The following is a 20,221-nucleotide window of genomic DNA, read 5'->3' on the forward strand; positions in this document are numbered from 1 at the left end:
TCAGGCCTAAACCAGATAATGGCGTAGTTCCCTGGCAATCAACAGGCGCTGAATTTCACTTGAACCTTCATAGATCTGGGTAATGCGGGCATCCCGGTAATAGCGCTCCACGGGGTAGTCCTCCAGATAGCCATAGCCACCATGAATCTGTATCGCCTTGGAGCAGACCCACTCGGCCATTTCCGAGGCGAACAGCTTGGCCTGCGAGGCTTCGGACAGGCAGGGCAGACCTGCACTGCGCAAGCGGGCGGCATGCAGGACCAGCAGTCGTGTTGCGTTGATGCGCGTGTGCATGTCGGCGAGCATGTTTGACACGCTTTGGTGCTCGATAATCGGCTTGTCGAACTGCACCCGCTCCCGGGCATAGGCCAGTGCAGCCTCGAATGCGGCGCGGGCTATTCCCAATGCCTGCGCGGCAATTCCGATACGCCCGCCTTCCAGGTTCGACAAGGCAATGGCCAGGCCCTTGCCGCGTTCGCCCAGCAGGCTGGCTGCGGGAATCCGACAATCGTTGAGCGTCACGGCGCAGGTGTCCGAGGCGCGAATGCCCATCTTGTGTTCGCTGCGATCAACCACGAAGCCCGGGTTATCTGTGGGCACCAGAAAGGCTGAAAGGCCTTTCTTGCCCAGTTCGGGATCGGTTACGGCAAACACGATTGCCAGTTGCGCACGCTTGCCGTTGCTGACGAATTGTTTGGAACCGTTGATGACCCAGTGATCCCCCTGCAACTCGGCGCGGGTGCGCAGGTTATGCGCTTCGGAACCGGCGTGGGGTTCGGTCAGGCAGAAACAGCCGATAGCCTTGCCGCTGGCCAGTTTCGCCAGCCAGGTCTGCTTCTGTTCTTCGTTGCCGTAATTGAGGATGGGGCCGCAGCCTACCGAACTGTGGACGCTCATCAGCGTGCCGGTGGCGGCGTCGGCGGCGGAGACTTCTTCGACCGCCAGGGCATAGGCCACGTAATCGATATAAGTCCCGCCCCATTGTTCGGGCACGATCATGCCCAGCAAGCCCAGTTCTCCGAGCTTTTCGACCAGAGCATTGTCTATCCAGCCAGCCTTTTCCCAGGCCTGGGCATGTGGCGCTATCTCGTTGCAGGCGAAGTCTCGCGCCATGTCGCGGATCATCACCTGCTCTTCAGTGAGTTCGATATCGTGCATGATTCACGCCTCCAGACTGCTGAAGAAACCCTGCACATGCTCGGGGTTCAGACCCTGCACGCTGGAAGGGTTCCATTGCGGCCTCCTGTCCTTGTCGATGATCAGGGCGCGTACGCCTTCGATCAGGTCTCCATGCTTGAACCACAGTCGATCCAGATGCAGCTCCATGGCAAAGCAGGATTGCAGTGACAGATGCCGACCGTGGCGGATCATCTCCAGGGTCACGGCCATCGCCAGGGGAGAGTGGTTCTGCATCAGCCGGACGGTTTCCAGTGCCCACTGATGAGTGTTGGCGACCGTAACCTGCTGCAATTGCTCGATGATGCTCGGTAAATCCGGCAATCCAAAGAAGTGGTCGATGGCTGGCCGCAAGGCTTCCAGTGGCGGAGAAGGCAGGCGCTGAGTGGCCAGCTTTGCCATGGCTCCCTGCAGATCCTTGAGAGGCGTGGACTTCCATTTCAGGTGGTCGAGCATATGGTCCAGTCGAGGCAGCATTTCGCTTTTCATGGACCAGTCGGCAAGGCCGCAATACAAGGCGTCGGCCGCTCCGATCTGGGTGCCGGTAAGCCCCAGGTAAGTCCCCAGCTCGCCGGGAAGGCGTGGCAGAAAATAACTGCCGCCGACGTCCGGAAAATAACCGATGGCCACTTCCGGCATGCCCAGCCGGCTGCGCTCGGTAACCACCCGCAGGTCGGCCCCCTGAACCAGCCCCATGCCACCGCCCAGTACCAGGCCATCCATCAGGGCCAGTACCGGTTTTCGGTAATCATGGATCGCCAGATCCAGCGCATACTCTTCGACGAAAAATGTCTGGTGCTGGTTCTGTCCGCTCTTGTAACTTTCATACAGCGAGCGGATATCTCCACCGGCACAAAACGCCTTGCTGCCCGCGCCACGCAATACCACGGCATATACCGTGGGGTCTTCGGCCCAGGTATCGAGCTGGCGTTGCAGGGTGCGAATCATTTCCAGGTCAATGGCGTTCAGGCTGGCGGGACGATTCAGAGTGAGATGGCCGATATGATTGCGCACCTCGACCAGAATCGGTTTCTGGCTGGGCTTGCGAACCGAGAGAGCGGGTGACACCTGTGAACTCATTCTGAACTCCTTGTTCGTTTGCTCTTCTTCTACTTATTATTTTTAGCGTGAAGCAGATCCTAACAGCGCCAATGAGCAAAACAAAATTGCGCTTAAGCATAGTCTGAAGCAGCAATTTGCCAGCTGTTGTTTGGACCTTTCGCGAATAAATTCGCTCCTACAGTGCTTGAACGGGCGCGAATTCATTCGCGAAACCCCAGAAAGGAATCCATGAACGATAAATACGCTCCCCGCCAATGGCAGCCCCATGAGCGGCCGACCATGCCGGGCTCGCCTTCCACGCCCCTGCACTCCACGCGCAGGCGTTGGGCCTTCGCACTGGTGGGTGTCATCGTTGCCCTGACCGGCGGACTGGGCAATGCGCTAGTGGTCGCCAACCTGCCTTATCTGCAAGGCGCACTGGGCGCTACTTCTGCGGACATTGCCTGGTTACCGGCGGCCTACGTCATGACCAACGTGTCCATGAACCTGCTGCTGGTTAAGTTTCGCCAGCAGTTTGGCCTGCGCGCCTTCACCGAGTTGTTCCTGGTGCTCTATTCGCTGGTGACTCTGGCCCACTTGTTCGTCAATGACATCGAGTCGGCGGTTGCGGTGCGTGCGGCCCATGGCATGGTGGGCGCCGCGCTCAGCACTCTCGGGCTGTATTACATGATCCAGGCCTTCCCCCAGAAGTGGCGGCTCAAGGCATTGGTACTCGGGCTCGGTACAGCGCAACTGGCGACGCCGCTGGCGCGACTGGTGTCCGAAGACCTGTTACAGATTGCCGAGTGGCGAGGTTTGTACCTGTTCGAGCTGGGCATGGCGCTGTTGTCGCTGGGCTGTGTGTTGATGCTCAAACTGCCGCCCGGTGATCGCTTCAAGGCGTTCGAGAAACTCGACTTCCTGACCTTTGGCCTGCTGGCCAGCGGTTTTGCCCTGTTGTGTGCGGTGCTGTCATTGGGGCGGATCGAGTGGTGGCTGGAAGCGCCCTGGATAGGCATCGCTTCTGCTGCTTCCATCGCGCTGATCTGTGCGGGGCTGGCCATCGAGCATAATCGCAGCAACCCTTTGCTGATTACCCGCTGGCTGGGCAGTGGCGCGATTCTGCGCCTGGGGTTGGCGGTGATCCTGTTTCGCATCGTGCTGTCGGAGCAGTCCACGGGGGCCGTGGGTTTCCTGCAGACGCTGAACATGGGCAGCGAGCAGTTGCATACCCTTTATCTGGTCATGCTACTGGGCAGCATTGCCGGTCTGGCGGTCAGCGCCCTGACCATCAACCCTGCACACCTGATCAAGCCGCTGCTGATTTCCCTGGCCATGATGGCGGTGGGAGCCTGGATGGACAGCGGCTCCACCAGCCTGACCCGGCAATCGAACATGTACTTCAGCCAGTTTCTGCTGGCGTTCGGAGGGACGTTTTTCCTGGGGCCGACACTGGTGCTGGGCATCAGTGGCGTCATTGCCAACCCGCGCAACATGGTGAGTTTTTCCGTGCTGTTCGGGATCACCCAGAACATTGGCGGGCTGATCGGGGCGGCTGCTCTGGGCACTTTTCAGGTCGTACGTGAGAAATTCCATTCCAGCCATCTGGTCGAGCACCTGACCCTGATCGACCCGCTGGTGCAGTCCCGCCTGCAAAGCGCCGCTGCCGGTTATGCTTCGACCATTGCCGACCCCGCGTTGCGCACGACCCAGGGTATTCGCTCACTTTCGACACTGGCGACCCGCGAAGCCAATGTTCTGGCCTATAACGATGTATTCATGTTGATTGCAGTGATCGCCGTGCTGACGATGATCTGGATTTCAGCCCGCATGCTGTGGCTGAAAATGACCACCCGACCCATTGCACCGACGCCTGCTTCACCTGTCACTCCACCTTCCGTCCCTAGCCGTGGCGCCAACCTTTCATGAATGAACCGACCCAGCCAAAAACACCGTCCCCCAGCTCTCAGGACAATGATGAGGCCATTCAGGCGCCCGATACTCCGCCGCCGCCTCCGGTAACCACGCCACCCACCACCGAACCGCGCTCAAGGCGCAAGCGCATCATCTCGTCGGCGATCTTTGCCGGCATCGCGTTGGCGGGCGTTCTGATCGTGCTGTATGCCTGGGAACTGCCGCCGTTCAAAAGCCCGATCCAGAGCACCGAAAACGCTCTGGTTCGCGGCCAGACGACCATCATCGGTCCGCAGTTGAGCGGTTATGTGCATGAAGTGCCGGTGCAGGACTTCCAGTTCGTCAAGGCCGGCGACTTGCTGGTGCGCCTGGATGACCGCATCTATCGCCGTAATCTGGAACAGGCCATGGCGCAACTGGCGGTGCAGAAAGCCGCATTGGCCAATAACCTGCAACAACGGCGCAGTGCCGAAGCGACCATTGCCCAGCGTCAGGCGGCCTTGCAGAGCAGCATCGCCCAAGGCAGCAAGAGCGCGGCGGACCTTCGTCGCAATCAGGCGCTGGTGACTGACGGCTCGGTATCGCGCAGCGAACTGGACGTCACCCGTGCTGCCGATGCCCAGGCCATTGCGGCAGTGGCCGAGGCCAGGGCCGCGTTGCAGATATCACGTGAGGACCTGCAAACAGTGATCGTCAATCGCGACTCGTTGCAGGCCTCGGTGGAAAGCGCCCAGGCAGCCATCGAGCTGGCGCGTATCGATCTGGACAATACCCGCATCCTGGCCCCCCGAGACGGGCAATTGGGGCAGATTGGCGTGCGTCTGGGCGCTTATGTGAACTCGGGTGCGCAATTGATGGCGCTGGTCCCCAACCGGTTGTGGATCATCGCCAACATGAAGGAAACCCAGATGGCCAATGTGCGTCTCGGCCAGTCGGTGAGCTTTACCGTCGATGCCTTGAACAACACCCGGCTCACCGGGCGTGTACAACGTATCTCGCCTGCGGCCGGCTCGGAATTCAGCCTGCTGCCCGCCGACAACGCCACGGGCAACTTCGTGAAAATCTCCCAGCGCATACCGGTACGTATCATTGTCGACCCCGATCAACCAGCGGCCGAACGCCTGAGGCCGGGGATGTCGGTGGTGGTCAGTATCGATACCCAATCGCAAGGCGAGGTGCCAGCGGACCCTCAGTAATCCCCGCGCTTGCGAAAGGCCCAGCGACCGGCAATCAGGGTAAAGGTCGCAACCAGCGCCACCAGTATCCAGAATCCTTCTGGGTCCGAGGCCAGCGGGATACCGCCGACGTTCATGCCGAAGAAACCGGCGACGATGTTGATCGGCAAGGCCAGCACCGTGACCACGGTCAGGGTGAAGAGGGTGCGGCTGCTTTGCTCGTTGAGGTTGGCGGCGATCTCTTCCTGCAACAGTTTGATGCGCTCGCCCAGGGCCGTCAGGTCGCTGATGACCAGGGCCGACTCTTCTGTCGATTGACGCAACGCCTGCATGTCCTCTTCGCGCAGCCAGTGGGGAGGGCGGTGCAGCAGGCGCATCAGCGAACCGGGTTCCAGCGCCAGCAGACGTTGCAGACGCACCAGCACCCGGCGCATCGCTCCGAGTTCGGAGCGGTTGTTGCTCAGGCGCTGGGACAGCAATTGGTCTTCGATCTTGTCCACGCTGATGCTGGTCTTGCGCAGGAACTGGGTCAGTACCTCGCCCTGATCGCTCAGCAGATGGGCCAGCAACTCCAGGGGTGAGTGAAATTGCTCGCCACGCTTGACCGCAGAACGCAGCTTGTCGACGGAGCGCAAGGGTTGCAGGCGCGCTGTGATCATCAAGTGACTGCGTGTACAGACCCACAAGGTCGAGATATCGGTCGACAGCATGTTGAAGTCGAACACTACATCGTTGACCACCGCCAGCAGTGCCGAGTCGATATGTTCGATCCGGGTCGAGCGCGAGCCTTCGTTCAAGGCCTCGAAGAACTCGTCCGGCAGTTCCAGATGGGTTTTCATCCAGCGCTCGCAGGCCGCGTGAGACAGGTTCAGGTGCAGCCAGATGAAGTCGTCGTTGTCCGGGGTGTTTTGCAGGTAATCCATGACAGCGGCAGAATCGATTTCCCGACCCCGCTCACCCGGACAAAAACGAAAGCCATAAAGCAGGCCGAAAAGGTCTGAATCCTGATGCCGCGCAATGCTGTGGTTCATGGCTTTCCACGTGCAAGCCTGCCCGGAGCGGGGAGGTGAAGCGCGCATCATGACAAGCCGGTATTACATATTTGTGACGGAATATTGCTGGCTGTTTCCGGGGCTCTACGTCTAAACCATCGCCAATGGCCGCTTGCGGGTCGGCGTTGGCCAGGCCCTGTCCAGGTCGGCCAGATCCTGTGGCGTCAGGACGATTTTTTCGGCCTCGATATTCAGGCGAATGTGCTCAGGATTGGTCGCCTTGGGAATGGCAATCATGTTCGGCTGGCGCAGCACCCAGGCCAGGCTGATCTGTGCTGGCGTGGCGCTGTGACGATTGGCGACTTCGTGCAGTGCAGGGTGATAGAGCAGGTCGCCCGCCTGACCGATCGGGCAGTACGCCATGATCGGCAAATGCCGGTCATTGGCCCAGGGCAAAAGGTCGAACTCGATACCACGTTGCTCGGGATTGTAGAGCACCTGATTGGTGGCGCAGCGTGGGTTGTCCAATTCCATCATGTCCGACACATCGAAGTTGGAAACGCCCCAACTGCCGATCTTGCCAGCCTCGCGCAGCCGCTCGAAAGCCTCGACGGTTTCGCCCAGCGGGTATTCGCCCGGCCAATGCAGCAGGTAGAGGTCGATGTAATCGGTATTCATTCGCCTGAGGCTGGCTTCGCAAGCCTTGGGAATGCCTTGGCGGCTGGCATTGAACGGGTAGACCTTGCTGACCACGAATACCTTGTCGCGTTGCCCGGCAATCGCTTGCCTGACCACTTCTTCGGCACCGCCGTCGGCATACATCTCGGCGGTGTCGATCAAGGTCATGCCTTGTTCGATGCCCATGCACAGCGCGGCGATTTCCGCAGAGCGTTGATGGCTGACTTCGCCCATGTGCCAAGTGCCTTGACCCAGTACGGGGACGCTTTGACCTGCCAGTTCCAGTGTGCGCATACGACCCCCTGCAATAAATGGACAGGCCTCAGGCAACAAAGGCTGCACGAGGTTCCGTGCAGCCTGTCGAACACAACGAGTTAAACGCGGAATTGTTTCAGCAAGCCATTCAACTGTTCGCTCAATCCTCTCAGATGCTGGCTGGCAGCGGTGGACTGTTCAGCGGCAAGGGCCGTGCCTTGGGAGAGTTGCGCGGCCTGAGTGACGTTCTGGTTGATGTCATCGACCACATGGGATTGCTGCAGGGTGGCGCTGGCAATCGAGGCATTGAGGCTGTTGAGGTTACGCAAGGCCTGGCTGATGGACGTCAGGCTCTGGCCGGCCTGATTGGCCTGCTCGATGGTCAGTTGCGAGGAGCGGCTGCTGTCGCCGATCACCTTGACCGCTGCGTCGGAGTGACGTTGCAGACGCTCGATCATGCCCTGAATCTCGGCCGTGGACTTCTGGGTCCGCTGGGCCAGCAGGCGCACTTCGTCGGCCACCACGGCAAAACCACGGCCCTGTTCCCCGGCCCGTGCGGCTTCAATGGCCGCGTTGAGTGCCAGCAGGTTGGTCTGTTCGGCAATCGAGCTGATGACTTCCAGTACGCCACCAATCTGTGTGCTTTCGCTGGCCAGGGTTTGCATCACTTCCACTGCCTGGCCGATGGTGCCGGACAGATGGTCGATCTGACGCAGGCTGTTATCGATATTGACCTGGCCCTGTTGCGCCTGGGACTCGGCATCGCGCATTTCGCTGGCCGCGTGCTCGGCGTTCTTGGCCACGTCCTGCACGCCATAGGTCACTTCATTGACGGCGGTGGCTACCAGATCCATTTGCTGGGATTGCTGCTGGCTGCGCGCCTGAGCCTGCTCGGCGCTGTTGCCCAGATCGGTGGAGGCCTGGCCCAGCCCTACAGCCGAAGACTGCAACTCGATGACCACGCTGCGCAGCTTGGCGGTGAAAGCATTGAAGTGTTTGCCCAACTGGGTGATTTCATCGTTGCCCTGGGTTTCCAGAGTGCGGGTCAGGTCGCTTTCCCCGCTGGCGATGTTGGCCATGGCGCTGACAGTCAAGCGCAATGGCAGGACGATGCTGCGCAGAATCAGCGTCACCAGCAGCGTCAGGACCAGCACAATGCCTGCGCTGAACAGAACGGCATTCCACATTTGTTGCTTGAACTCGGCAGCCACGTCATCGACATACACGCCCGAGCCGATGATCCAGCCCCATGGCTGGAACAGTTGCACGTAAGAAGTTTTCTTCACCGGCTCGCTGGCACCCGGTTTTGGCCAGCGATAATGGATCAGGCCGGCACCTTTGCTCTTGGCCACTGCCACCATTTCATTGAACAGCGCAAAACCGTCCGGGTCTTTCACGCCCGACAGATCCTGGCCATCAAGCTTGGGGTTGGCGGGGTGCATGACCATTACCGGGCGCAGATCGTTGATCCAGAAATAATCGTTCTGGCCATAACGCAGGGCCTTGATGGTACTGAGAGCCTGCTGCTGCGCGGCTTCACGAGTCAGGGTGCCAGCGGCTTCCAGCCCCTGGTAGTAAGTGAGAATGCCGCTGGCTGTCTGGACCACATGCGTGGTTTTCTCGGCCTTGGCCAGATAGAGATCGTCATTGATCTGCTTGAGCATGGCGGCCGCGAGCACAAAGAGCATCAGCACAGAGACAATGAGAATCAGCCATAGACGGCGGCTGATAGATAAGCTGCGCATATTCATGATGTTCACCCTAATTCGTTGTTTTTTCTTTTTTTATGAGTCATCAGGCAGATCCTTGCACTGACTCTCAACGCTATCTTCATGATGTCGGCTTAACATGACTAAATCTGAGACAACAGTCACGCTTTTTTAGACGTCGGCGCCATATAGCCAAAGGCTTACACGAACAGGCGCGATTGGCTCTATCCCCAGCGTCGTGGCAAATGTAGGATCCAATTCAACAACTGCAGCGAAGGATCGATGCAGCGATAAGGGAAGATCGGCCACTGCCAGGAGGCTACTGACAGGATGTCGGGATGGTGTTGTGTGCAAAACGACCCGCTTCGGCGGGTTTTTTGCTTTCTGGAGAACAGGATTGCGCCATGTCTGTGGGAGGGGCCTTGGCCGCGACGACGGCATTGATGACGATAAAGATCCGACCCCTCGCAAAATTTACGTCCGCTAACGAAAATCCTGCCTCTCATCAAACATAAACACAACGTCATGAATTAAAACGCTTTTCTGTAGGAGCGCGCTTGCCCGCGATCGGCTGCGTAGCAGTCGTAGATTTTGCGAGCGCTGCGCACTCTATCGTCGGAGTGCCGCCCAAGGCAATCGCGCTCACACAGTCCTCTGTTTGCTGTGCGACAGTGCAGTGTCAGAGATACGGCACAATCTTGCTGTTTTGTTTTTACATGATCATTTATCAGTAGTCAGGAAGTATTTTTCAGGGGCTGCCCAACTGATCATTGAGTACTTTCCGGTTAAAAGTCCTTTGTCTCTGAGGTGTTCAAAAATTTCCGCAGGGCACCACTCTCTGCCATTGGAAAAGTACACTCCAAGATTCCTTAACTGGTTAAAAACTTCTGCTTTGTCTTCATCTGTTTTTGTGATTTTTCTATATTTTTTTGTATGTGTTTTGTTTATGAATCCAATTTCTGAGATTTTTTCTTTTATGCAGTTGTCAAGAATTTCAATTTCAATTTCAATTTCAATTTCAATTTCAATTTCAATTTCAATTTCAATTTCAATTTCAATTTCAATTTCAATTTCAATGAAATTGTCATCGGATCTGGTGACATATGCTTGGGTTTTATTCATATAAACTTTATTTCTTGGCTGCCAAATGTGTGTTCAAATATGGCTGATCAATCTCTAGTTTGATTTTTCCCGTATCCTGACGGCAGCCATGAACTCACTTAATTGCTGCTGCTTTTTTCTCAACAAGCCCCGCCCCCATTACTAACATTTCCGGAAGGTTTCGTTTGTCCTCCTCTGAAGCAGGGCCTAAATGGTTATCGCCTTGCCAGAGCTCAGCAGCTACAACTCTCAGGTCAAGATTCTTTTGGGTTGGTTTCAGCTCTTCATGCCCTATATAGAACCAGCGCTCTTTCCGGATAGGTATTTTTGACGTGTATAACAGAAGCTCAAATGTGTCAGGAAGGTCAGTGGGCATTTCCTGGTTGTCAACTGAGTTTTTATAAATGCCAAGCAATATGACGCCTTGGTATCGCTTTGAGACGTAGAGGACTTTTGCTGGTTTAAAACCTTTTTCAAGAGGAATTAGTATTATGTCACCAGCGATTGTTTTCTTTGTTGTCATTGCCCGATTTTCCTCAAGGTTTCAGTAAATAATTGATCTGTAGCTGAGTCGCGATAAAGCTGAGCATTTGGGTTTTCTGGTGCATAGGACCGATACTCGTTCAGCAATGGTGTATCAGGGTTTTGTCTACGAGCTCCACCATATAAATTCATGAGTCGTTGCTCTAATCCTTTTGCCTGAGCTTTTGTCAAATTGTTTTCCCAAAGGGTTTGGGCGACCAGATCGTCTTTCCCAGGAGTGATGGCATGCTTATCTATCCTGGCGGGTGCGTCGCCTCTTCCTACGTACATGACATCCCCTGCTTCATTTTTCAGTACATAAAGCCCCTGTCCATTGACCTTGTCATAATTCGCCCCTGTGCCCCCCACGCCAGAAGGCATTGGGGGAGCTGGTTCACCAGGGGTCACGTGGGCGCTATTTTCCGGATCTGCCACTTCAGGCGCAGAGGACTTGGTCGCCCCCGGACACGTCTCCAACCCCAACGGATCCACCCACCCCGTAGGGTTAGGCACATACCGATAGTTATTCAACCCACCCGCCAGCTTGATCGGGTCTGGCGTCAGAAACCGTCCAGTCCCCGGATTGTAGTAGCGATGCCGGTTGTAATGTAAGCCCGTTTCCGCATCGAAGTACTGGCCCTGGAAGCGCAGCGGGTTGTCGATTTCAGCGATGTCGAGTGTGGCGAGGTTGCCGTAGGCGCGGTATTTGGCGGACCACATGATCTCGCCGCTGTAGTCGGTGAGTTCCTGTGGGGTGCCGAGGTGGTCGAGCTGGTAGTAGAACGGCGTGGCCTTGCGTGGGCCTTCGCCGTCGAGCATGGCCAGTGGGCGGAAGCTGCCGGGTTCGTAGATGTAGCTGCGATAACGGTTGTCGGCGCTTTCGGCGACGAGGCGTTCGCCTTGCCAGAGGAATTCGGTGGTTTGGCCGTCGACGGTTTTGGCGATGCGGCGGCCAAAGGCGTCGTATTTGTAGCTGGCGACACTGCCGCCCGGCAGGCTGACGCCGATCAGGCGATGTTGGGCGTCGTAGCGGTATTCGGTGACGAGTTTCTGGCCGGCGCCACGACGTTCGCGGATCTGGTTGCCGTAGGCGTCGTAGTCGTAATGGCGGTCGCCCTGCATCAGCAGGCGGTTGCCTTTGACGTTGGCCAGGTTGGCGGTTGGTAGATCGCCTTGGCCCAGCAGGTTACCGGCCGGGTCGTGGGCGAAGCTTTCCGGCGTGGCACCACGGACGTTGATCAGGCGGTCCAGCGGGTCGTAGTGAAAGCTGCGATTGCCCTTGCGGCTGTCATCGATCCCCGCCAGGTTGCCGTTGGCATCGTAGGCGTAGCGACGATGGAACAGGCTGCGATCCTGCTGGCTGACGCTGTGTGCCTGCAATCGACCTTGTTCGTCGTACTGATACTGGCTGAGCAACAGACCTTGCTGACGCTGCCGCTCCCGACCGCCACTGAACTGGTGAGCGGTCAGGCGCGAGCCGTTGAGGTCGATGCTGCTCAACTGACCGCCGCGCTGATGGTGGTAATCCAGCGTGCTGCCGTCGGGCAGGCGGCAGTGTTTGAGCTGGCCGACGCTGTCGTACTCGTAGCGCAGGGTGCCCCAGCCCTGGTGCTCGGTGATGAGGCGGTCTTGCAGGTCGTATTCGTAAGCCAGCGGCCAGTTGCCGTCGTCGACGTTGACCAGACGGCCAAGGGCGTCGTAGCTGTAGTGAATCTCTTCGCCGTCGGGCAGGGTCTTGACCAGCAGGCGGCCTGCGGCATCGCGCTGGTACTCGGTCACTAACTCGCTTTCGTCATCGCCGAATTCGGTTTTCTTCAGCAACTGGCCGTTGAGGTCGTATTCATACGCGGTGCGGCGACCGTCGAAGCCGGTTTCCTGCTGGATCAGGCCGTTGGCGTAGTAATCGAGGTGGTAATGCTCGCCACGTTCGTTCTCGATCTCGGTGAGCAGCAGGCGCGAGTTGTCGTAGCGGTAGCGCAACTGGCTGCCGTCGGGATTGATGCGGCGGCTGACCAGATGCAGGTTGTCGGCGTATTCGTAACGGGTGATGCGGCCCAGCTCATCGCGCTCGGCGGTGACGCGGCCATACGGGTTGTAAGTGAAGGCGCGGGTGGCACCGCCTGGCAAGGTGACCTGGCTCAGGCGATTGACCGCATCCCATTGGTAATGGGTGATGGCACCGTAGAGTTTAAATATTAATTAAGTTTCTATCAGGATTTATATCTAAAGTGTTCAATTTTTAAATGTTTTTAGCTTTTTAACTATTAGGGGGCGTGTGACATTTCTTGCAATGTCATACGCGCCACTTACTAAATGTTCCAGTATTCTGAAGGCAGCCATGAGCTCACTTAATTGCTGCTGCTTTTTTCTCCACAAGCCCCGCCCCCATTACTAACATTTCCGGAAGGTTTCGTTTGTCTTCCTCTGAAGCTGGGCCTAAATGGTTATCGCCTTGCCAGAGCTCAGCAGCTACCACTCTCAGGTCAAGATTCTTTTGGTTTGGTTTCAGCTCTTCATGCCCTACATAGAACCAGCGCTCTTTCCGGATAGGTATTTTTGACGTGTATAACAGAGGCTCAAATGTGTCAGGAAGGTCAGTGGGCATTTCCTGGCTGTAAATTGAGTCCAAGCAATATGACACCTTGGTATCGCTTTGACACGTAGAGGATTTTTGCTGGTTTAAAACCCTTCTCAAGAGGGATTAGTATTATGTCGCCGGCGACTGCTTTCTTTGTTGTCATTGCCCGAGCCTAACTCTCTGAGCTGTTTAATTCATTTATCATCTGCTCCTCAGTTATCTTTAGAAGATCTGAGTTGGGATCAATTTCGCCCCAGTCTTCATTGTCACCTATTTCTAGGATGTTTAATGGTATATTTTTACTTTGGAAAAAATTTATGACTGCTCTTATTTTTTTATCGTGCTCAGTGTGGTCGCTCAAATAAAGCTGGCATGTATAAAAAAAACCTTTCTCGCCCATCATTAACATGCGTGAAGCACTACTAAGTCCCCATCCTAGATTTTTATGTAGGAATTTTGTGGCTTCAATATCTTTTACGGGAATACTGCATGAGATGCTTATTTTAGGCATGTCAAAACTCCTCTGGGACTAATGGGTTGAGCGGTTTGCCCATGGTGTCATTTTGAAAGTTTCCACCGTGCCAGCGATATTGATGTTCACTTCTCGTTGCAGGGTAGATATTAAGCCTATCATTCGCTAGGTGAGGATAATCCAAAGCATTATACATGTGGTGCCCCTCAATGGACTTGTCGTTAAATTTCGGGGTCTTTTTATTCAAAATATCTTCTTTTTGGGCGTCGGACCAGTTTCTTGTTCCCGGCTCCCCTCTCTTGAGTCTTGCTCTTTCGTCAGACCAAAAGCCACGTACGCCTTGGCGTCTTCTCAGGCTGAAACGCCTATCCCAATCTAAATGAGCAACTTCATCTTGGGTGGCCGTCCTGTTTTCAACTTTTCCTTGCAATGCTTCTTTTTGAGGGCCGCTTAGCGGTTTGTAAGGCGTTTCGTAGCTTGGTACATCTGGAGTCCCCTCATCTACAGCAGGTTTGGTTGCAGTATCTTCGGGTGCAAGCGGATTAGATCCTTTATTTCCCGCACACGTCTCCAACCCCAACGGATCCACCCACCCCGTAGGGTTAGGTACATACTGGTAGTTATTCAACCCACCCGCCAGCTTGATCGGGTCTGGCGTCAAGAACCGTCCAGTCCCCGGATTGTAGTAGCGATGCCGGTTGTAATGTAAGCCCGTCTCCGCATCGAAGTACTGGCCCTGGAAGCGCAGCGGGTTGTCGATTTCGGCGACGTCCAGGGCGGCGAGGTTGCCGTAGGCGCGGTATTTGGCGGACCACATGATCTCGCCGCTGTAGTCGGTGAGTTCCTGCGGGGTGCCGAGGTGGTCGAGCTGGTAGTAGAACGGCGTGGCCTTGCGCGGGCCTTCGCCGTCGAGCATGGCCAGCGGGCGGAAGCTGCCGGGTTCGTAGATGTAGCTGCGATAACGGTTGTCGGCGCTTTCGGCGACGAGGCGTTCGCCTTGCCAGAGGAATTCGGTGGTGTGGCCGTCGACGGTCTTGGCGATGCGGCGGCCAAAGGCGTCGTATTTGTAAGTGGCGGTACTGCCGCCCGGCAGGCTGACGCCGATCAGGCGGTGTTGGGCGTCGTAGCGGTATTCGGTGACGAGTTTCTGCCCGGCGCCGCGACGTTCGCGGATCTGGTTGCCGTAGGCGTCGTAGTCGTAATGGCGGTCGCCCTGCATCAGCAGGCGGTTGCCTTTGACGTTGGCCAGGTTGGCGGTTGGTAGATCGCCTTGGCCCAGCAGGTTACCGGCTGGGTCGTGGGCGAAGCTTTCCGGCGTGGCACCACGGACGTTGATCAGGCGGTCCAGCGGGTCGTAATGATAGCTGCGGTTGCCTTTGCGGCTGTCATCGATCCCCGCCAGATTGCCGTTGGCATCGTAGTCGTAGCGACGATGGAACAGATTACGATCCTGTTGGCTGACGCTATGAGCCTGCAATCGACCTTGTTCGTCGTACTGATACTGGCTGAGCAACAGACCTTGCTGACGCTGCCGCTCCCGACCGCCACTGAACTGGTGAGCGGTCAGGCGCGAGCCGTTGAGGTCGATGCTGCTTAGTTGACCGCCGCGCTGGTGGTGGTAATCCAGCGTGCTGCCGTCCGGGAGGCGGCAGTGTTTGAGCTGGCCGACGCTGTCGTACTCGTAGCGCAGGGTGCCCCAGCCCTGGTGTTCAGTGATGAGGCGGTCTTGCAGGTCGTATTCGTAGGCCAGCGGCCAGTTGCCGTCGTCGACGTTGACCAGACGGCCAAGGGCGTCGTAGCTGTAGTGAATCTCTTCGCCGTCGGGCAGGGTCTTGACCAGCAGGCGGCCTGCGGCATCGCGCTGGTACTCGGTCACTAACTCGCTTTCGTCATCGCCGAATTCGGTTTTCTTCAGCAACTGGCCGTTGAGGTCGTACTCGTACGCGGTGCGACGACCGTCGAAGCCGGTTTCCTGCTGGATCAGGCCGTTGGCGTAGTAATCGAGGTTGTAATGCTCGCCACGTTCGTTCTCGATCTCGGTGAGCAGCAGGCGCGAGTTGTCGTAGCGGTAGCGCAACTGGCTGCCGTCCGGATTGATGCGGCGGCTGACCAGATGCAGGTTGTCGGCGTATTCGTAACGGGTGACACGGCCCAGTTCATCGCGTTCGGCGGTGACGCGGCCATACGGGTTGTAAGTGAAGGCGCGAGTGGCGCCGCCGGGCAGGGTGACCTGGCTCAGGCGATTGACCGCGTCCCATTGGTAATGGGTGATGGCACCGGTTTCGTCCTGACGGGTGATCTGCCGACCCAAGGCGTCATAACGGTACTTGCGCTGGCCGCCGTCAGGCAGACGTTCTTCCAGCAGTTGACCCAGGCCGTTCCAGCCCAGTTGATGGCGGCTGCCATCGGGATGACGGATTTCCAGCAGACGGCCCTGACGGTCGTAGCGGTAATGGGTTTCGTTGCCCTGAGGGTCGATCTGCTGAGTGATATCGCCTTGTTCATTGCGATCATATTGCCAGCGAGCCTTGCCACGCTTGACCTCGATCAGTTGCCCGTCGAAGTAGTTGTAACGGGTCGGTTCGTCTTCCGGCGGGATCACGGCCACCAGTCGCCCGGCTTCGCTGTACTGGTACTCGGTAATGGCCCCCAGCGGATCTTTTACGGCAATCAGGCGGCCTTTATCGTCATAGGCTTTCTGGGTTTCTGCGCCATCGGGAGTGGTTTCGCTGATCAGGCGTGCATTTTCGTCATGCACGTAAACCTGTTCGCTGCCGTCGGCGTTATGGACTTTGACCGTGCCCTTGTCGTCCCACTCATAACGCGCTTCGAGTTGTGAGTAGTTGGCCCAGTGGCGCACGCACCGTGAGAATTTGCCTTCACGTTCCCATTCCCAGAAGAAGCTCGCACCACCGGCCATTTGCCGCTTCAGAATGACGTGCTGGTCGTTGTAGCGGTAATACTCGGTTTCACCGACCGCATTGGTTGCAGACACGAGTTGGTGAAGGGCGTTGTAGTCGTAGGTAACAAGGGTCTGGATGGTCAGCCACGGGTCCTGGCGCTCGCCACGCTCGTTATATTCCGGGCGTTGTTGCTGGTGATCCACGGCAACGATATGGCGGTCGTCGTAGCGCAGGAGCAGGGCGCGGCCAGCTCCGTTGTCGATGCGCTGAATACGGTCAACCAGGTCGTAAGTGATGTGAACCTGGTTTTCATACGGGTCGCTGATGGTGGTCAAGCGACCGGCCCGGAAATGATAGAAGCGTGCTTTTGGCCCGGCCTGGGTGAGGATCAGTTCGCCAGGAGCATCGCCCAGGTAAATGGCGGCCTGGGCAAGGCTGTTAGTGATGGCCGGACGTTGCTCGGTCGGCAGCGGGAAGCGGGTCTGACGGTTTTCATTGTCAGTCCAGAGCACGCCTTCGTCGTCCAGTTGCAGACGATGGGACAGGGAATGGCTCCAGCCGTAGCCAAGACGGCTATCGATTTCGACCGCGCTGCTGCGGTACAGGCGTGTCCATTCCAGAGGCAACAAACCACCGAGTTCGCCCTCGGTCAGGGTCAGCAGTTCTTCGCCGGTCACCATCGATACCGGTTCGCCGTTGGTGCAGGTCTTGTCTGCGCACTGGGCGGGCTGCTTGGCAGGAGTTTGCGATTGCTTGGCTGCGTCGTCGGTCTTTTCCGCCTGTTCGAGGCGCGTTGCGTTTTCCGTCTTGGCCCGTGCGCTAATCTGCGCATCCGTTTCAACGGTACCGCCTGTAACGGGCGGCTTGCGCTTGGGAGCCGTCGCGGTTTCGGCAGGTTTCGGAGGGGCTATTTCAACGCTGGTCTTGCGCGCCGGGTTCATTGGCGAGTTGCCATTGAGCAGCAGAGGCTTGGCGGTTTCTGCGTGACCGGTCGCGTTCTTCTTGCTGATATTCATCAGCATGGAGGTGAAGTCTTCGATCAGCTTGATGACCTTGCCGCCGTTTTTGGCGGCATTGAGGCCCTTGGCGCTAACCCGCACGGCCAGGCCGATGCCGCCCGTCAGGACGATACCGATCAGGATGTTCAGCAGGACTTCGGTGGTCAGTTCCGCCAGCACTTCCGTGCAGGTCTGCGGCGGCAGCATCTTGACCCAGGCCACGATGGCCGCGACGTAAATCCACATCAGTGGCTCATCACTGGCGATCAACAGAGCCGTCTGGATGGCTTCCTTGGAGGCGTTATAGATCTTCTTGATCTGTTCCTCGGTGAAGAACTTTTTCAGCTTTTCGTAGTTTTCACGAGGGTGAGCAACCAGGTCGTAGAGGTTCTTGATATCCCCCCACAAGCCCATGATCGCCTTGAGAAAGCCTTTCCAGGCAGACTCCAGTTGTTGCATCGCTTTGCCGGCCATGGAAGCGTTGGTGTGCGCTTGCCACAGAGGCAGGAAGTCGGTGCTCCATTCGGTTTGCAGCCAGCCGCTCAGATCACCGATGACGCCCTGGTAGGAGTTGAACAGACTGTCGATCTGCGCACGGGTAGGGTTCGGGAAAAAGGTGATCTTGTATTGCTGATTGGGCTTGAGGCCTGGAACCTCCAGAATCCCGCTTGGGCCGATTTTCAGATCAATTGCCTGGCCGACTTCGTTTTTGCCAAAGGCAAAACCATCTTCCACGGGCACCAGACGCACCGGCGTGTTGCCAATCGGCACAAAGCGTGCCGACTCGAAGCTGTGTACAAGCTTGAGCTTGCCGTTGGCCGGGCAGTTGGCATAAAGGGTGTTTTGCTGTTTGCTGTCCTTGTCCGCAGTGCCGACCTCGTCGCCCACTTTGAACTGTTGTTCGGCATCCAGCACGCCGCCGTACCAGGCTTCGGCATGCTCGCGATAATCCGCCAGGCACTTCTTGAAGTCGTTGATGATGGCCTGAGCATCAGGCTGTTTTGCCGTGAGGGCTCCGGTGATTCCGCCCATCAAAATGCTCATGCCGCCACCTCATTTTCCAGATAGGTCTTCAACAGCCCGGTAAAGTTTTCTTCCGTGAGCGGTGTACGCTTTACGAAACGCGCCACTTTTTTTTGCAGGTTGGATTCAGGGAACGAGAAGTACAGGTCGGCATGTTCATCCCGCAGCCACTGCATCATGTTGCCGATCACCGTGGATGGATTTTCAGCCATCAAACTCTCCAGCAAGTCTTTGGGCACCTCCCACCACGGCCAATCCTTCGCTTTCGGCACTGTTCTTTGTCCGACTTCCAGAGTGCGGCCATTGATCAGATAGCGCTCGAACATCGGCATCAGTTCACCCGCCGATTCACCCAGCCCCTCAAGAATCGGATAGATATGCCGCCCGTCCCAGAACCGGAAAAACACTTCGGCCCCATCGGGCATTTTCACTTGCGTCAGGCTGCGCAGATGCTCGAACACGGTATTGGGTTCCGAGCGCGATACCGCGAGCCAGCCCCAGTCGAGTGCATCGGTTTCGGCGATCCATTGCAGAAAACCCGCAGTGGGTTTCAGCACGGCAAGATAGGGCATCACAGGCTGCCAGTCGGCGTAAGGCGTGCCGCCCCAGATCGGGATCAGTTGCGGCGCCTGGCCTTGCTGGTAAAAGGCCTTGAGAGGTTCGGCGTCGCTGGCTGCGCTGATGATCAGGTACAGGTGCTCGCCTTGTTGCAACGGCTGTTGCTCCAGCCAGGCCTGAGGGTTCAAAAGATCAGATCGCACAGGCACCGTCCTTGCACTTCTCGCACTCTTCACAGAAAGGCGCGTTGCGTTTAAGCGTATTGATTTGTGCCGGTGTCAGAACCGCACCGGCTCTGGCGGCATCGGCCTGTTTCAACAATCCGGGCAGCAACGCCGCTATGCCTGTCCCGACGCCTGGGCTGCCGCCTGTATTGACGTTGACCGCAGGGCCGCTCATTGTCACGCCGCCCGCATCGATCTTGACGAAGCTGCCACCGGCCTTGAGGGTCAGTTCTGCGCCGGCTTCGAGCACGATTTTCAAACCGCTGCTCAGGTGGATTTCCTGACCCGCTTCGATGAACTGGCCAGTGCCTATCTTGACGTGTTGGGTTACGCCAACGCTCAGGTGGTCATCTGCGCGGGCTTCGACTTTGCGGTCGGCATAGACCGTACGATGCTCCTCAGCCTTGAACTCGCTGTAGCTGTTCTGCTCGACGGTGTCATGGCGTTCGTTGCCGACACGGATCTTCTGGTCGTTCTCGATGTTCTCGTCCCAGTCGCGCTGGGCGTGGAGGTAGATCTGTTCCTGGCCTTTCTTGTCTTCGATGCGCAGCTCGTTGTAACCGCCACCGCCCGGTGAGCTGAGGGTCTTGAAGGTGCTGCGGGTCTTGTTCGCAGGCAGCTCGTAGGGGACGACGTTTTCCTTGTGGAACAGGCAGCCGGTGATCAGCGGTTGGTCGGGGTCGCCTTCCAGGAAGGTGACGAGCACTTCCATGCCGATGCGCGGGATGGCGATGCCGCCGTACTGGGCGCCGGCCCAGGCGGAGGATACGCGCAACCAGCAACTGGTCTTGTCGTCGGCCTGGCCTTCGCGGTCCCAATGGAACTGGACTTTGACGCGGCCGTATTGGTCGCAGTGGATCTCTTCACCTTTCGGCCCGGTGACCACGGCGCTCTGGCTGCCG

14 protein-coding genes and 1 pseudogene are annotated in these 20,221 nt (G+C 57.3%); 2 read left to right on the forward strand and 13 right to left on the reverse strand.

Annotated features, from left to right (window positions below; genetic code table 11):
* Window positions 1–6 precede the first annotated feature (6 nt).
* Both Q6A51_RS16010 and Q6A51_RS16015 read right to left on the reverse strand, forming a co-directional pair.
* A complete protein-coding gene (locus Q6A51_RS16010) occupies window positions 7–1,158 on the reverse strand; it encodes an acyl-CoA dehydrogenase family protein (protein WP_304575240.1) in 1,152 nt (383 codons plus the stop codon).
* A 3-nt stretch (window positions 1,159–1,161) separates the two neighbouring features.
* Entirely contained in the window at window positions 1,162–2,256 is a 1,095-nt protein-coding gene (locus tag Q6A51_RS16015; RefSeq protein WP_304575241.1) for an enoyl-CoA hydratase/isomerase family protein, read from the reverse strand.
* Between the two features lie 210 nt (window positions 2,257–2,466).
* Between Q6A51_RS16015 and Q6A51_RS16020 the strand changes: the two genes are divergently transcribed.
* Both Q6A51_RS16020 and Q6A51_RS16025 read left to right on the forward strand, forming a co-directional pair.
* The gene (locus tag Q6A51_RS16020; RefSeq protein WP_304575242.1) at window positions 2,467–4,146 is read left to right on the forward strand and encodes an MFS transporter; all 1,680 of its coding nucleotides are present in this window, start codon (window positions 2,467–2,469) and stop codon (window positions 4,144–4,146) included.
* The gene (locus tag Q6A51_RS16025) at window positions 4,143–5,327 is read left to right on the forward strand and encodes an HlyD family secretion protein (protein WP_304575243.1); all 1,185 of its coding nucleotides are present in this window, start codon (window positions 4,143–4,145) and stop codon (window positions 5,325–5,327) included. The genes Q6A51_RS16020 and Q6A51_RS16025 overlap by 4 nt, the downstream gene beginning before the upstream one ends.
* Here Q6A51_RS16025 and Q6A51_RS16030 read toward each other — a convergent pair.
* The 11 genes and pseudogenes from Q6A51_RS16030 to tssI form a co-directional block, all read right to left on the reverse strand.
* On the reverse strand, window positions 5,321–6,337 hold the full coding sequence (locus Q6A51_RS16030; RefSeq protein WP_201019779.1) for a transporter: 1,017 nt from the start codon (window positions 6,335–6,337) through the stop codon (window positions 5,321–5,323). The two genes, Q6A51_RS16025 and Q6A51_RS16030, sit on opposite strands and share 7 nt — an antisense overlap.
* Window positions 6,338–6,448: 111 nt before the next feature.
* A complete protein-coding gene (locus Q6A51_RS16035) occupies window positions 6,449–7,270 on the reverse strand; it encodes an aldo/keto reductase (protein ID WP_304575244.1) in 822 nt (273 codons plus the stop codon).
* An 80-nt stretch (window positions 7,271–7,350) separates the two neighbouring features.
* Window positions 7,351–8,982, reverse strand: coding sequence for a methyl-accepting chemotaxis protein (locus Q6A51_RS16040; RefSeq protein ID WP_304575245.1), 1,632 nt, complete (start codon window positions 8,980–8,982; stop codon window positions 7,351–7,353).
* A 678-nt stretch (window positions 8,983–9,660) separates the two neighbouring features.
* Window positions 9,661–10,062 carry a hypothetical protein gene (locus tag Q6A51_RS16045; protein WP_304575246.1) on the reverse strand — a complete coding sequence of 134 codons (402 nt, stop codon included), beginning with the start codon at window positions 10,060–10,062 and terminating at the stop codon, window positions 9,661–9,663.
* 94 nt (window positions 10,063–10,156) lie between these two features.
* The gene (locus Q6A51_RS16050) at window positions 10,157–10,564 is read right to left on the reverse strand and encodes an Imm26 family immunity protein (RefSeq protein ID WP_304575247.1); all 408 of its coding nucleotides are present in this window, start codon (window positions 10,562–10,564) and stop codon (window positions 10,157–10,159) included.
* Window positions 10,565–10,938: 374 nt separating this feature from the next.
* Window positions 10,939–12,744 (reverse strand): annotated as a pseudogene (locus Q6A51_RS16055) (RHS repeat-associated core domain-containing protein); the annotation flags it as partial.
* 163 nt (window positions 12,745–12,907) lie between these two features.
* Window positions 12,908–13,192: a hypothetical protein gene (locus tag Q6A51_RS16060; RefSeq protein ID WP_304575248.1), complete on the reverse strand. Its 285-nt coding sequence runs from the start codon at window positions 13,190–13,192 to the stop codon at window positions 12,908–12,910.
* Window positions 13,193–13,313: 121 nt separating this feature from the next.
* Entirely contained in the window at window positions 13,314–13,652 is a 339-nt protein-coding gene (locus Q6A51_RS16065; RefSeq protein ID WP_200994179.1) for a hypothetical protein, read from the reverse strand.
* Window position 13,653: 1 nt separating this feature from the next.
* On the reverse strand, window positions 13,654–18,558 hold the full coding sequence (locus tag Q6A51_RS16070) for an RHS repeat-associated core domain-containing protein (RefSeq protein WP_304575249.1): 4,905 nt from the start codon (window positions 18,556–18,558) through the stop codon (window positions 13,654–13,656).
* Window positions 18,555–19,298 (reverse strand): DUF4123 domain-containing protein, encoded by a 744-nt coding sequence (locus Q6A51_RS16075; RefSeq protein ID WP_304575250.1) that lies wholly within the window; start codon window positions 19,296–19,298, stop codon window positions 18,555–18,557. Before Q6A51_RS16075 ends, Q6A51_RS16070 begins: the two co-directional genes overlap by 4 nt.
* A partial coding sequence (gene tssI, locus Q6A51_RS16080) for a type VI secretion system tip protein TssI/VgrG (RefSeq protein ID WP_304575251.1) occupies window positions 19,288–20,221 on the reverse strand: 934 nt, incomplete at its 5' end. The genes Q6A51_RS16075 and tssI, both read right to left, overlap by 11 nt.

Origin of the sequence: Pseudomonas serbiensis, assembly GCF_030580745.1 — a bacterium.
Classification (GTDB): domain Bacteria; phylum Pseudomonadota; class Gammaproteobacteria; order Pseudomonadales; family Pseudomonadaceae; genus Aquipseudomonas; species Aquipseudomonas serbiensis.